The following is a 14,812-nucleotide window of genomic DNA, read 5'->3' as shown; positions in this document are numbered from 1 at the left end:
GCAATCCAGGGGGGAAGGAAGGGATGCTGGCACGATAGCCCAAGCGGGCAGGCGGTACGACCGCCCTACCGGCAAACAGTGTGTCATCGGCGTGCATTGCAGGGTTGGGCATAATGAACGCCCCGTTACACTTTGTGAGATCCCAGCGTCCATGCGTCGTTCCGTCTCCCTGTTGGCCGCCTGCGCCACCACCCTGCTGCTGGGCGCCTGCGCCAGCACCCCCCCCGCCTCCGCCCCGGCCGGCCTGAAGGTCGCCGTTGATCCCGTCGCACATCCGGCCGGCGAGACCCCGCAGTGGTGGTATCGCAGCGGCGCCGCCCAGGCGGCCGCCAATGGCGCGATGGCCGGCAAGGCGAAAAACGTCATCCTGTTCCTGGGTGACGGCATGAGCCTGACCACCGTCGCCGCCTCGCGCATCTACGAAGGTCAGCAGAAGGGCGGCTCGGGCGAAGAGAACCTGCTGTCCTGGGAGCGCTTCCCGGCCACGGCGTTCAGCAAGACATACAACACCGATTCACAGACGCCGGACTCGGCCGGCACGATGACCGCCATCACCACCGGCGTGAAGACCCACATGGGTGCGATCGGCGTCAGCGCCGGCAGCCGCAGCGACTGCGCCGACAGCCTGTCCAAGGGCCTGCTGACCTGGCTGCAGCTGGCAGACAGCGCCGGCCTGGCGACCGGCATCGTCTCCACCGCACGCCTGACCCACGCCACCCCGGCCGCAACCTACGCGCACTCGCCCGAGCGCAACTGGGAAAACGACACCGACCTGACCGACGCCGCCAAGGCTGCCGGCTGCAAGGACATCGCCCAGCAGCTGCTGTCGACCTCGCGCTACGGCCGTGGCCCGCTGGTCGCCCTCGGCGGTGGCCGTGGCGAATTCACCACCGTGGAAGAACGCGACCCCGAGTACGACGACAAGGTCGGCCAGCGCCTGGACGGGCGTAGCCTGGTGCAGGAATGGCAGCAGTCGCATCCGCAGGGCGCCTACGTCTGGAACAGTACGCAGCTGGCGGCCGCGGCCACCGCGCCGGCCATTCTCGGCCTGTTCGAGCCGGACCACATGCGTTACGAGTACGAGCGCCCGCAGGACCCGGCGGGTGAGCCGAGCCTGGCCGAGCTGACCGCCGCGGCGATCAAGAACCTCCAGCAGCATCAGGAAGGCTACGTGCTGATGATCGAAGGCGCGCGCATCGACCACGCCAACCACAGCGGCAACGCCTACCGCGCCCTCACCGAAACCGTCGCCCTGTCCGACGCGGTGCGCGTGGCCAACGAACTGACCTCGGCCGACGACACCCTGATCATCGTCACCGCCGACCACTCGCATACCCTCAACTTCGTCGGGTACCCGGCGCGAGGCAACCCGATCCTTGGCAAGGTGAAGGACAAGGGCGGCGAAGATGGCGCTGGCAAGCTGGACTACGCGCTGGATGGCAACGGCCAGCCCTACACCACGCTGAGCTACGCCAACGGCCCGGGCCACACCGGCACGACCAACCAGCAGCCGGCCGGCCCGAAGGTCTACCCGCACAACCCGAGCAGCTTCGAACAGGCCAACGGCCGCCCGAACCTGCATGACGTGGACACCGAGCACCCGGACTACATGCAGGAAGCACTGGTGCCGATGAAGTCCGAATCGCACGGTGGCGAAGACGTGGGCATCTGGGCACGCGGTCCGGGCAGCAAGGCCATCCGCGGCACCCTGGAACAGAACGCGATCTACCACATGATCGTGCAGGCCACCCCGGCCCTGCGCGAGCGCCTGTGCCAGGCCGGCACCTGCGACGACAAGGGCGTGCCGGTGCAGCTGCCGGCCCCGACCGCCTTCGAGCGCAAGGCCGAGGCGCAGTGACGGCACGGTCTGAGCGGCCGTCTTCTGCCAGCGGCCGCCTCGCGCGGTCGCTGGCACTGTGCGGCCTGCTGGCCAGCGGTGCCGCGTGGGCGCAGGCACCGGCGTGCACCCAGCTGACGGAAGAACACGGCCTGTTGGCCCTGCCCGGCTGCGAGGTGGACGGACACCAGTTGAAGCTCAGCGCCAACGTGCTGAAGGGCCTGCAGTACGACGCGCAGGGCCTGGCGGTTGTGCATGCCGATGGCGGCTTCCACTACGTGGCCCGCAGCGGCCGCAGCCTGCCGGTGCTGGCGTGGGACAATGGCGCGGACACGCCGCAGGAAGGCCTGCTGCGCGGGCGCGTGGGTGACCGCGTCGGCTACTTCGACCTGCAGTTCCGCCAGGTGATTCCGGCGCTGTTCGATTTCGCGTGGCCGTTCGAGGACGGCGTGGCGGAGGTCTGCAACGGGTGCAGGCGTGGCACGCCGGATGGCGATGGGCATACGCCGATGGAAGGTGGGGAGTGGTTCCGCATCGACCGCACGGGCCGTCGGCTGAAGTAGGTTCTTTTTGCAGGGCTGCGCCCTGCACCTGCTCAATGCAACGGCAACGTCAAAGGCAACAGCGGGCTATCCGTGGGTTGGCGGGGCGGTGTCGGATTGCGGGGACGCCGCAAGTACGTCCCTGTAGGCTTGGCCGCGGCATCCATGCCGCGGACACCCCGCAATCCGACACCGCCCCACCTTCGACAGGTTCACGCGGCTGTTGGTAACTGCGACTGTGCGGCTGGTGGTAGGTGCCGACCGTTGGTCGGCACATCTGTCAGATATCGAAATTCATCTGGGGTCAGAGCCCGTTGCGGAGCAACGGGATCCGACCCCGTGCCGTTCCGGCAGATCGCGGAAAACTGTCGAAGGCGGGGTGGGTCCGGTTGAGGAGGCGTGAGCCGCATGGATGCGGCGATCGAGCTTACACGGACGTACTTGCAGCGTCCCCCTCAATCGGACCCACCCCGGCCAACCCACGGAATGCCGGCTTTTGAAGTTGACGTTGCCTTGGCTCGAAGCAGGTGCAGGGCTGCAAGCCCTGCCGGGAAAAAAAAACAGGGCCGGACCCCGCCAGGGCCGACCCCCGCCTGGCGCCCTCTGCCAAGCAGCCTCGACTGTACGATGACAACGCACGATAAAGTGCGGCCGGATACATCCCGACATACGCCGACATTGCGCCCCCGAGCCTTGCATGGAACGGGTTGACGGCGCCACCGCAGCGCCGGTTCCACGCCGGTAAACGCTTGGCACATACCGCTTTCGCAGGCGCTTGCCTACACTCGGCGGCCATGCAACAACCAGGACCTTTCATGTTGGCTCGTATTGCTTCGACCCTGGCCCTTGGCCTCAGCCTGGCCGTCCTGGCCGGGTGCGCAGGCAAACAGGAGGCCGCCGCGCGTCGGCAGGGCGAAGCGGTGCCGGTCACCGCCCAGGTCGTGCAGCCCTCGCAGTGGAACGACACCCTGCAGGCGCTGGGCACGGCCAAGGCCCGTGAATCCATCAGCGTCACCGCCAAGGTCAGCGAGATCGTCGACCGCGTGCACTTCGAAAGCGGCCAGCAGGTCGCCGCCGGTGCGCCCATCGTGACTCTGCGCGGGCAGGCCCAGGAGGCGGCGCTGGTGCAGGCGCAGGCGACCTTCCACGAAGCCGACCAGCTGTACAAGCGGCAGCGCGAGCTGGCCTCCCAGCGCCTGGTCTCCAGCGCCACCCTCGATACCCAGAAGTCGATCCGCGACGCTGCCGAAGCGCGCGTTGCGCAGATGCAGGCGGACATCGGTGACCGCCGCGTGCGCGCACCGTTCGCCGGCGTGCTCGGCATCCGCCAGATCAGCCCGGGCACGCTGCTGACCCCGACCACGGTCATCGCCACCCTCGATGACATCGAGCGCATGCACGTCGATTTCCAGGTGCCGGAAGTGGAAATGGCCGCGCTCTCCAACGGCGACAAGGCCAGCGCGACCAGCGTCGCCTGGCCGGGCCGCACCTTCGAAGGCGAAGTGACCACCATCGATGCACGCGTCGATCCGGCCACGCGTGCGGTGACCGTGCGCGCCGACTTCGCCAACGCCGACCACGCACTGCGCCCGGGCATGCTGCTGGACGTGCGCCTGTTCCGCCCCGAGCGCCCGGCGCTGGTGGTGCCGGAAATTGCCGTGGTGCAGGTCGGCCGCGATACCTTCATCTACCGCATCAAGGCCGACGACACTGTCGAACGCGTTGATGTGACCACTGGCGCGCGTCGTGCCGGCGTAGTCGAGATCCGCCAAGGCCTGCAGGGCGGCGAGCGCATCGTCGTCGACGGCACCGGCAAGCTGCGCGCCGGCCTGAAGGTCGCCGCCACGGATGCTGCACCCGCCAGCGGCACCGCACCGGCCAAGGCGCCGGCTGCGGCACCTGCACCGGCCGAGGGCAACGGCGGATGAAACTGTCGGACATTTCCATCCAGCGGCCGGTGTTTGCCGTGGTGATGAGCCTGCTGCTGGTGGTGCTGGGCATCATGTCCTTCACCCGCCTGACCCTGCGTGAGCTGCCGGCCATCGATCCGCCCATCGTCTCGGTGTCGGTGGACTACACCGGTGCTTCGGCGGCGGTCATCGAAAGCCGCGTCACCCAGGTGCTGGAAGATGCGCTGGCCGGCATCGAGGGCATCGACACGATCAACGCGCGCAGCAGCAACGGGCGCTCGCAGGTCAGCATCGAATTCACCTCCAACCGCGATATCGAAGCAGCCGCCAACGACGTGCGCGACGCGGTCAGCCGCGTGGCCGACCGCATGCCTGAAGAGGCGCGTCCGCCGGAAATCGCCAAGGTCGAAAGCGATGCCGATCCGATCATCTGGTTCAACATGTCCTCCACCACGATGGACACGCTGGAACTGAGCGACTACGCCGACCGCTACGTGGTCGACCGCTTCTCCAGCCTGGACGGCGTGGCCCAGGTCCGCATCGGTGGCCGCCAGCGCTATGCGATGCGCATCTGGCTGGACCGCGACCAGCTGGCCGCGCGCGGCCTGACCACCGGCGACGTGGAAACCGCGCTGCGCAACGAGAACGTGGAACTGCCGGCTGGCCGCATCGAATCGACCGACCGTGACTTCACCCTGCGCGTCGAGCGCAACTACGTGAAGCCCGAGGATTTCGCCACCATCCCGCTCGGCAAGGGCAGCGATGGCTACGTGGTGCGCATGGGCGACGTGGCCAAGATCGAACTGGCGTCGGCCGAACGCCGCGCGTACTTCCGCAGCAACGGTGAACCCGGCGTCGGCCTGGGCATCGTCAAGACCTCCACCGCCAATTCGCTGGACGTGGCCCGCGCCGCGCGCGCTGAAGCAGAAAAGATCGCCGCGACGCTGCCCGAAGGCACGCAGATCGTGGTCACCTTCGACAACACCACCTTCATCGAAGCGGCGGTTGACCGCGTCTACGCAACCCTCGTCGAAGCGATGCTGCTGGTGCTGGCGGTCATCTGGCTGTTCCTGGGCAGCTTCCGCGCGGCACTGATTCCCGCAGTGACCGTGCCGGTCTGCCTGGTCGCAGCCTTCATCGCGCTGTACGCCTTTGGTTTCTCGATCAACCTGCTGACCCTGCTGGCCCTGGTGCTGTGTATCGGCCTGGTGGTGGATGACGCGATCGTGGTCGTGGAAAACGTGCAGCGCCGCATCGACCTGGGCGAACCGCCGCTGGTCGCCTCCAAGCGCGGCACCACCCAGGTCGCCTTTGCGGTCATCGCCACCACCGCCGTGCTGGTGGCGGTGTTCCTGCCGGTCGGTTTCCTGGAAGGCAACACCGGCCGCCTGTTCCGCGAACTGGCCGTGGCGCTGGCCGCAGCGGTGGCGTTGTCGGCGTTCGTCGCGCTGACGCTGACCCCGATGATGGCTTCCAAGCTGCTCAAGCCGCACACCGGGCACGCGCCGCGCGGCCTGTATGGCGTCATCAACCGCAACCTGGAACGCCTGGCGTCCGGCTACGGCCGCGTGCTCGATCATCATGTCGACCGCTTGTGGATCTACCTGGTGGTGATGGCGCTGGCGCTGGCCGCCAGCTGGGGCCTGCTGAAGATCCTGCCGTCCGAGCTGGCCCCGGCCGAGGACCGCGGTTCGTTCCAGATCATGATCGACGGCCCGGAAGGCGCCGGCTACGACTACACCGTGCAGCAGGTGCAGCAGGTCGAAGCGCTGCTGGCCCCGCACGTGGGCGCCGACAAGACCATCGCCCGCGCCAACCCGCGCGTGCCCGGCGGTTTTGGCGCGAGCGAGGAAATGCACACCGGCCGCGTCAGCGTGTTCCTGCAGCCGTGGCGCCAGCGCACCGAAAACACCGTGGACGTGGCCAACGACCTGCAGAAGGAACTGGATACCCTGCGCGGCGTGCGCGTGCGTACCCAGGTCGGTGGCGGCCTGGTGCGCAGCGGCGGCCAGCCGTTCCAGATCGTGCTGGGTGGCCCGGAATATGCCGAGATCGCGCAGTGGCGTGACCGCATCCTGCTGCGCATGGCCGACAATCCGGGCCTGGTCGGCCCCGATTCGGACTACAAGGAAACCCGCCCGCAGATGCGCGTGAACATCGACCGCCAGCGTGCGGCCGACCTCGGCGTGCCGGTCACCGCGATTGGCTCCGCGCTGGAAACCATGATGGGCTCGCGCCGCGTCACCACCTTCGTCGACAACGGCGAGGAGTACGACGTGCTGGTGCAGGCCGGCCGCGATGGCCGCGCCAGCCCGGCCGACCTGGCCGCCATCCGCGTGCGCGCCAACTCCGGCGAACTGGTGCCGCTGTCCAACCTGGTCACCCTCAGCGAAGTGGCCGAGGCTGGCACCCTGAACCGCTTCAACCGCCTGCGCTCGATCACCATCAGCGCCGGCCTGGCCCCCGGTTATCCGCTGGGCGAGGCCATCGCCTGGGCGCAGCAGGTCACCCGCGAGGAGCTGCCGCAGTACGCGCAGATCAACTGGAAGGGCGAGTCGCGCGAGTTCCAGAGCGCGGGCGGCGCGGTGCTGCTGACCTTCGCCATGGCCCTGCTGGTGGTCTACCTGGTGCTGGCCGCGCAGTTCGAAAGCTTCATCCACCCGCTCACCATCATGCTGACCGTGCCGCTGGGCGTGCTCGGCGCGCTGGTCGGCCTGTGGGTGAGCGGCGGCACAGTGAACCTGTTCAGCCAGATCGGCATCGTGATGCTGGTCGGCCTGGCGGCCAAGAACGGCATCCTGATCGTCGAGTTCGCCAACCAGCTGCGCGATGACGGGCGCACCGTACGCGCGGCCATCATCGAATCGGCCGTGGTCCGCCTGCGTCCGATCCTGATGACCTCGATCGCCACCGTGGTCGGCGCCATCCCGCTGGTGGTAGCCGGCGGCCCCGGTTCGGCCAGCCGCGGCACCATCGGCATCGTTATCATCTTCGGCGTCACCCTGTCCACGTTCCTGTCGCTGTTCGTGGTGCCGGCGTTCTACGCGCGCCTGGCGCCGTACACCCGTTCTCCGGAAGCGGTGAAGCGCGAACTGGAGAAGCAGGAAGCCGAATCGCCCTCGGTCGGCGGCCATGCCTGACCGGCATGCAACTGGGTTCGGATCCCTTTCCCACGGGGAAAGGGCTCTGACCCCAGGCCTGCAGGGCGAAGGTTTCACCCTGCGCCCCTGGCACGCCGACGACCTCGAATCGCTGCTGCACCACGCCAACGACCCGGCCGTCTCGCGTGGCCTGCGCGACCGCTTCCCATACCCGTACACCCGTGATGACGGCGAGGCCTTCCTGGCCGGCCGCGTACTCGCTCCGGGCACCCTCAACCTGGCCATCGAGATCGACGGCCACGCCTGCGGCAGCATCGGCGCGCAGCCAGGCACGGCCGAGCGCGGCCATACCGCCGAACTGGGCTACTGGCTGGGCCAGGCGCACTGGGGGCAGGGCGTGATGACCCGCGTCGTGTCCCTGTTCGCCCCCTGGGTGATGGACGAGCTGCGTCTGTTCAGGCTGCAGGCCGAGGTGCTGGATTTCAACGAAGGCTCGGTCCGCGTGCTGCTGGCCAATGGGTTTGCCGAAGAGGGCACTGCCCGCTGCGCCGTCTACAAGCGCGGCGCCCTGCACGACCTGCGCCGCTTCGCCCGGGTACGCAGGCAGCTGCCCTGAGCGCGCAGGCTGGTCGCTGTAGAGCCGAGCCCATGCTCGGCTGTCCTCGGGGGCCCAAGCCGAGCACGGGCTCGGCTCTGCAAAACAGCGCTACCGCAGCGACCTTCGATCAGGGAGAATCGGTTCCGTCCCTTCCAGCCGACGGGACGTCCTCACAACCCGCCGACTGGAGAGAGCGCGCGTGGAAGCTACCGTACATTTCATCAACAGCATCATCTGGAGCAAGGCCCTCATCGCCGTGTGCCTGGGCGCCGGCCTGTTCTTCAGCCTGCGTACCCGCTTCATGCAGCTCCGCGGCTTCTTCGAGATGTGCCGCCTCACCGTCAAGGGCGAGAAGTCCGACGCCGGCGTGTCCTCCTTCCAGGCCCTGGCCATGTCGATGGCCGGCCGCATGGGCATCGGCAACATCGCCGGCGTGGCCACCGCCATCGCCTTCGGCGGCCCCGGCGCCATCTTCTGGATGTGGGTGATGGGCTTCTTCGGCGCGTCCACCTCGTACGTGGAATGCACCCTGGCGCAGATCTACAAGACCAAGGATGCCGATGGCCGCTACCGCGGTGGCCCGGCGTACTACATCGAAAAGGCCATGGGCCTGAAGTGGTACGCGCTGGCCTTCGCCATCGCTACGATCATCGCCGCCGGTTTCCTGATGCCGGGCGTGCAGGCCAATGCCATCGCTGACAGCGTCATCAACGCCTGCCGCGGTACCGCCGTGTGCGGCCCGCTGGACGGCCAGATGCTGGGAATGAGCGCGGTCGAAGCGTTGAAGCTGGGCATCGGCATCGCCGTGGCCCTGCTGCTGGGCGTGGTCATCTTCGGTGGCGTCAAGCGCATCGCCAACTTCGCCGAAGTGGTGGTGCCGTTCATGGCGGCCGCCTTCATCCTGATGGCCATCGTCATCATGATCATCAACTACGACCGCGTGCCGGAAATGTTCGGCATCATCTTCGACAGCGCGTTCGGCACCCATGCTGCGTTCGGCGCGATGATGGGCCTGGCGGTGGAGTGGGGCATCAAGCGCGGCATCTACGCCAACGAAGCCGGCCAGGGTTCCGGCCCGCACGCCGCCGCGGCGTCCGAGGTCTCGCACCCGGCCAAGCAGGGTTACGTGCAGGCGTTCGCCATCTACTTCGACACCATGATGGTGTGCACCGCCACTGCGTTCCTGATCCTGGCCAGCGGCACCTACAACGTCTATTCGCCGGTGGAAGGCGCCGCCCCGATCTTCCAGGGCCTGGCCGGTATTCCGGAAGGCGCCGGCTATGCGCAGGCGGGCGTGGAAGCGGTGCTGCCGGGCTGGGGCGCGGCGTTCGTCTCGATCGCCATCTTCTTCTTCGCCTTCACCACCATCATGGCCTATTACTACATGGCCGAAACCAACCTGACCTACGTCAACCAGAACAAGAAGCGCCCGCTGACCGTGCTGGTGCTGCGCCTGGGCATCCTGGCCATGGTCGTGTTCGGCGCCTTCCACAACGCCACGCTGGCCTGGGCGCTGGGTGACATCGGCGTGGGCCTGATGGCCTGGCTGAACATCATCGCCATCCTCATCATCCAGAAGCCGGCCATGCTGGCCCTGCGTGACTACGAACGACAGAAGAAGCTGGGCCTGGATCCGACGTTCGACCCTGATGCCCTGGGCATCAAGAACGCGGATTTCTGGCGCCAGCGCAAGCAGGAGAGTGTGTAAGTGAACAACCCTTGGAACAACCGCCGCCCGTCCGCCCGTCCGCCGCGCGCAACGCCGTTGCCGCGTCCGGAGGTGCCGGCAACGGGCGGTGGCGGTGGCGGGCGCGGCGGCAACGATGAGCTGCGCCTGTTCGGCCTGAACGCCGTGCTGGCCGCCTTCGAAGCGCGCCCGCAGGCACTGCGCAAGCTGTACCTGCTGGAGGCGCGCATTCCGCGCCTGCAGCCGTTGCTGAAGTGGTGCGTGGCCAACCGCGTGGGCTACCGCGTGGTGGAGGACGGCGATCTGAACAAGCTGGCCGGCACCACCCACCACGAAGGCGTGGTGGCCGATGTGGTGCGTGCGCCGGTGCTGCCGCTGGCACAGTGGCTGCAGCAGGTGGACGATGGCCCGGTATTGGCGCTGTGGCTGGATGGCGTGGGCAACCCGCACAACCTGGGCGCGATCCTGCGTTCGGCTGCGCACTTTGGCGCGAAGGCCTTGCTGCTGCCGGCCAGCAGCACGCTGGCCCTGTCCGGTGCCGCCGCACGCGTGGCCGAAGGTGGCGCCGAGGCGCTGCCGCTGGTGCAGCTGCCCGATGACGCGACCGCCATGGCGCAGCTGCGCGCGGCGGGCTTCGGCCTGGCCGCGACCCTGGTCGAGGGTGGCCAGGACGTGTTCCGTGCCGAGCTGCCGGCGCGCCTGGTGTATGTGATGGGTGCCGAGAGCGAGGGCATGGACCGCGCGCTGGCCAGCCAGTGCGACCAGCAGGTCTCCATCCCCGGCAGCGGCGCGGTGGAAAGCCTGAACGTCGCCTCGGCGACGGCGGTGCTGCTGGCACAGTGGGCCAGCCGCCGCGGCTGAGTGCCCGGACCGGGATCAGATCCCTCGCGCGTGCGAGGGCTCTGACCCAGGTAGTTGCTAAGCGCGCTTTGCAATTCGCAACGCCCGCTGGTCATTTGAAACTTTCCTTATTGGTCCGCCATTTCGGGCGACGCAGGGTGGAACTCCATCCCTCGTTGTAACCGGAGTGGCTGTCATGTCCCACCTGCAACGCACCCTGTCCGTGTCCCTGCTGCTGGCATCAGCACTGGCCAGTGCCACTGCCCGTGCTGATGCCAGCGAGCACAGCTTGGAAAACGTCAACTTCATGGGGCCATTGATCACCCCCAATCCCGCCGGCCTGCCGCAGGGCCGCTGGTTCCTCGAACCCTACCTGGTCCGCGTCGACAGCAACGCGCACTACGATGCCGACGGCGAGCGCCGGCGCAGCGCGCAGGACAGTGGTGCCTGGGCGGTGGTCATGCCGGTGATGTACGGCTTCAGCGACCGCCTGATGGGCCAGGTCAACCTCAGCGCCTCGCGTGCCGAATCCGGCAGCGGACATAGCGGCGGCTTCCGTGCCGGTGATACCACTGCCCGCCTGCAGTACCTGCTGCAGGCGCCGAGTGCCGACGGCACCGGGCCCGCGGTGTCGCTGGCGCTGACACAGCGCTTCAGCACCGGCAGCCACGATCGCATCAGCGGCAACCCACTGGATGCGCAGGGTGATGGCGTGCAGCGCACCACTCTGGCGCTGGGCGTGCAGCAGGTAGTGTGGATGCCGAACGGGCGTCCGCTGCGCTGGCGCGGGCAGCTGATGGCCGGGCCTGCGCCCGCGCGTACGGCACTATCCGGCGCCAGCGTCTACGGCACCGAAGCGGGTTTCCAGGGCCACATCGCGCGAGGCTCGGTGCTGGGGCTTTCGGTGGCCGGCGAGTACAGCTTCAACGACCGCTGGGTGGGGGTGATGGAAGTCGCCGCCAGCCGCGAAACCGGCCAGCGCCTGATCGGCTTCATGCCCACTCCCGACGGCAACGGCCGTCGTGTCAATGAACTGCGCCCGGCCAGCCGCTCGCTGACCCTGGCGCCGGCGGTCGAGTACCACTTCAGCCCGTCGCTGGGCCTGATCGCCGGCGTCGAGTTCACCGTGGCCGGCCGCAACACCGGCCGCATCGTCAGCCCCCAGGTCGCCCTGGGCGTGTTCTTCTGAGGGGCCGCACATGATGAGCATCGAATCGATCGTCAACGTCCTGCTGGGCATCATCTGGAGCCCGTGGCTGGTCGTGCTCTGCCTCCTGGCCGGCCTGTATTTCAGCGTGCGTACGCGCTTCATCCAGCTGCGCGCGCTGCCGGACATGCTGCGGCTGATGTTCCGCCACGAGCGCTCTGCGGCAGGCGTCTCACCGTTTCAGGCGTTGTCGCTGTCCCTGTCCAGCCGGGTCGGTGTCGGCAACATCGCCGGTGTCGCCATGGCCATCGCATTCGGTGGTCCGGGCGCGATTTTCTGGATGTGGATCGTCGCCTTCCTCGGTGCCTCCAGCGCCTTCATCGAATCAACGCTGGCGCAGATCTACAAGGAGCGTGATGCCAATGGGCAGTACCGCGGCGGCCCGGCGTACTACATCGAAAAAGGGTTGGGCCAGCGCTGGTATGCGGTCCTGTTCGCGCTGGTCACCGTGCTGGCCGGCGCGATGCTGGCAGGCACCCAGTCCAACGCCATCACCAGTGCGGTGAACGAGGCCTGGGGCATCCCGGTGGCGGCCACCACGGCGGTGCTGCTGGTCATCCTGGCGGCCGTGCTGTACGGCGGCGTGCGCCGCATCGCGCGGGTGGCCGAGTGGGTGGTGCCGATCATGGCGGTGGCTTATCTGCTGGCCGCGGCCGTTGTCATGGTCATCAACGTGGACAAGGTCCCCGAGGTCTTCGCGCTGGTCCTGCGCAGCGCGTTCGGCGTGGACGCCGCGTTCGGCGCAATGATCGGTACCGCCATCCAGTGGGGCGTGCGTCGCGGCGTGCTGTCCAACGAGGCCGGCATGGGCAGTGGCGCGCATCCGGCTGCGGCGGCGGAAGTCTCGCACCCGGTCAAGCAGGGCCTGGTGCAGTCCTTCTCGGTCTACATCGACACCATGGTGGTGTGCAGCGCAACGGCGTTCCTGATCCTGTCGACCGGGCTGTACAACGTCTACGACCCGGCCGTGAACGGTGTGCCCGACGAGGCGCGCCTGCTGCTGTCCAACCTGCCGGGTGTCGAGGCCGGGCCGCGCTACGTGCAGCATGCGGTGGAATCGGCGCTGCCGGGCTTCGGCAAGTCGTTCGTCGCGCTGGCGATCCTGCCTTTCGCGTTCACCACGATCCTGGCGCTGTACTACATGGCCGAAACCAACGTCAGCTACCTGTGCCGCGATCGTCCCGGACGCGCGACGGTTACCGGTTTCCAGCTGCTGTTCCTGGGCGCCACCGGCTATTCGGCGGTCAACACCGCAACGGTCGCCTGGGCACTGGGCGATATCGGCGTGGGCATGATGAGCTGGTTGAACATCATTGCCATCCTGCTGCTGCAAAGGCCCGCTCTGGCGGCACTGCGTGATTACGAGCAGCAGAAGCGCAGGCAGCGTGATCCTCTGTTCAATCCGCAGACCATCGGCGTGCGCAACACACGGGTCTGGGAGAGCTGAACGAAAGCGGGGCCAGAGCCCTCGCCAAGGCGAGGGCTCTGAGCCCATCACATCACCGCATCACTCGTTCGGCGGCGTGGTCGCCTTCGCTTCGCTGCCGAAGTTGCCATCAGCCTCGGCGGCCAGGTAGGCGAACACGGTGTAGGCAGCCACGTTCTGCGCCAGCGCCTTCGGGTCGATCTTGTCCAGGGTGTCGTCAGCGGTGTGGTGCAGGTCGAAGTAGTCCGAGCCGTCCTGCGCCAGCCATGCCCACGCGCCGCCCTTGGCTGCCAGCGGGCCGACGTCCGGGCCCGGGCCGCCCTTGTCGGCCATGTACTCGATTCCCAGCGGCTTCATCACTTCAGCAATCTGCGCAGTGGCCTCACGCGAACCTTCCGGGTTCGGCGAGCCGGTGTTGAACGCGTAGATGCGGCCGGCACCGAAATCGCTCTCGGCGGCCAGCTGGTGGCGCGCCACGTCCTTGGCATGGGCTTCGGCATAGGCCTTGCCGCCGTACAGGCCCTGTTCCTCGTTGGCGAAGGCGACCACGCGGATGGTGCGCTTGGGCGCCTGCTTGAGCTGGCCGATCAGGTGGCCGGCGGCCATGGTGATGCCCACGCCCGCGCCGTCATCGATGGCGCCGGTGCCCAGGTCCCAGGAATCGAGGTGACCACCGATCACCACCACTTCCTTCGGCAGGCTGTGCCCGGTGATTTCACCGATGACGTTGTAAGAGGTGGCAGTGCCATCCCAGCCGCAGTCCAGGGTCACCTTCACGGTGGTGCTGCCGCGCGCCACCAGGCGCGCCAGCTGGTCGGCATCGGGTACCGACAGGGCGGCCGACGGCACCGGGGTCAGGCCGTCGTCGTAACGGGTGATGCCAGTGTGCGGCACGCGGTGCGAATCGGTGCCGGCCGAGCGCATCAGAAAGCCGACCGCGCCCTTGCGGATCGCCTCGGACGGGCCCTTGCTGCGGATCGCGCCGCCACGGCCGTAATCACGGCCATCGCGGTACGGCAGCATCTGGTAATCGACGAAGGCGATCTTGCCCTTCAGCGAGCCTTCCGGAGCAGCCTGCAGCGCGGCGAGGTCGGCAAAGCGCACGACTTCGGCTTCGACGCTGCCGCCCGGGCTGCCGCCCAGCGCGGTGATCTGCAGCGGCTGCTGGTGCTTGCCGGTCACGGCGGCGCGTTCACTGCGACGTTCCCACTTGGGAAAGGTCACCGGTTCCTTCCATACCTTGTCGAAGCCGAGTGCCTTGAACTTGGCTTCGGCCCAGGCCACGGCACGGGCATCGGCTTCGCCGCCGGCGATGCGCGGGCCGATCTCGGTCGTCAGCGATTCCACCACCTTCCAGCCCGTGTCATCGGCCAGTGCCTGGTCGCGCAGCTGCGCGGCCGTAGCCAGCGAGGCCGGGGGCAGGGTGGTGGTGCGCGGCACCGCAAAGGCCGGTGCGGCCAGCAGGGCGAGGGAGGATGCGATGGCAAGGACGCGGCGACGCATGGACAGCTCCGGGAAGGGAATCAGCCTTGGAGCTTAACAGTCGTTCAGTGCCGCGCATGGGTGGGAGGTCACGGTGGTGGCGAACGCTGTTTTCCGGCCATGACCGGCAAAGCGGTAGCGCCGGGCCATGCCCGGCGGAGGTCCACGATCCGGTTCGCTCG

10 protein-coding genes are annotated in these 14,812 nt (G+C 68.0%); 9 read left to right on the top strand and 1 reads right to left on the bottom strand.

What is annotated here, in order from left to right:
• Nucleotides 1-151: 151 nt before the first annotated feature.
• From DCO49_RS02765 to DCO49_RS02720, 9 genes are all read left to right on the top strand, one after another.
• A complete protein-coding gene (locus DCO49_RS02765) occupies nt 152-1,858 on the top strand; it encodes an alkaline phosphatase (RefSeq protein WP_116862712.1) in 1,707 nt (568 codons plus the stop codon).
• Nucleotides 1,855-2,400 (top strand): WG repeat-containing protein, encoded by a 546-nt coding sequence (locus DCO49_RS02760; RefSeq protein ID WP_116862711.1) that lies wholly within the window; start codon nt 1,855-1,857, stop codon nt 2,398-2,400. Before DCO49_RS02765 ends, DCO49_RS02760 begins: the two co-directional genes overlap by 4 nt.
• 794 nt (nt 2,401-3,194) lie before the next feature.
• Nucleotides 3,195-4,307 (top strand): efflux RND transporter periplasmic adaptor subunit, encoded by a 1,113-nt coding sequence (locus DCO49_RS02750; protein ID WP_116862710.1) that lies wholly within the window; start codon nt 3,195-3,197, stop codon nt 4,305-4,307.
• Nucleotides 4,304-7,429, top strand: coding sequence for an efflux RND transporter permease subunit (locus DCO49_RS02745; protein ID WP_116862709.1), 3,126 nt, complete (start codon nt 4,304-4,306; stop codon nt 7,427-7,429). Before DCO49_RS02750 ends, DCO49_RS02745 begins: the two co-directional genes overlap by 4 nt.
• Nucleotides 7,422-8,006: a GNAT family protein gene (locus tag DCO49_RS02740; protein ID WP_116862708.1), complete on the top strand. Its 585-nt coding sequence runs from the start codon at nt 7,422-7,424 to the stop codon at nt 8,004-8,006. The genes DCO49_RS02745 and DCO49_RS02740 overlap by 8 nt, the downstream gene beginning before the upstream one ends.
• Nucleotides 8,007-8,187: 181 nt before the next feature.
• A complete protein-coding gene (locus DCO49_RS02735) occupies nt 8,188-9,696 on the top strand; it encodes an alanine/glycine:cation symporter family protein (protein ID WP_116862707.1) in 1,509 nt (502 codons plus the stop codon).
• Nucleotides 9,697-10,536: a TrmH family RNA methyltransferase gene (locus tag DCO49_RS02730; protein WP_116862706.1), complete on the top strand. Its 840-nt coding sequence runs from the start codon at nt 9,697-9,699 to the stop codon at nt 10,534-10,536.
• A gap of 175 nt (nt 10,537-10,711) precedes the next feature.
• Nucleotides 10,712-11,704 (top strand): hypothetical protein, encoded by a 993-nt coding sequence (locus DCO49_RS02725; RefSeq protein ID WP_116862705.1) that lies wholly within the window; start codon nt 10,712-10,714, stop codon nt 11,702-11,704.
• Nucleotides 11,705-11,717: 13 nt separating this feature from the next.
• Nucleotides 11,718-13,169 (top strand): alanine/glycine:cation symporter family protein, encoded by a 1,452-nt coding sequence (locus DCO49_RS02720; RefSeq protein ID WP_116862750.1) that lies wholly within the window; start codon nt 11,718-11,720, stop codon nt 13,167-13,169.
• Between the two features lie 60 nt (nt 13,170-13,229).
• Here the strand turns inward: DCO49_RS02720 and DCO49_RS02715 are convergent, their stop codons facing one another.
• On the bottom strand, nt 13,230-14,651 hold the full coding sequence (locus tag DCO49_RS02715; protein ID WP_116862704.1) for a M28 family peptidase: 1,422 nt from the start codon (nt 14,649-14,651) through the stop codon (nt 13,230-13,232).
• Nucleotides 14,652-14,812: the final 161 nt, after the last annotated feature.

Source organism: Stenotrophomonas sp. SPM (genome assembly GCF_003105135.1).
Lineage (GTDB): Bacteria > Pseudomonadota > Gammaproteobacteria > Xanthomonadales > Xanthomonadaceae > Stenotrophomonas.
This window is presented reverse-complemented; position numbering and strand designations above follow the sequence as displayed.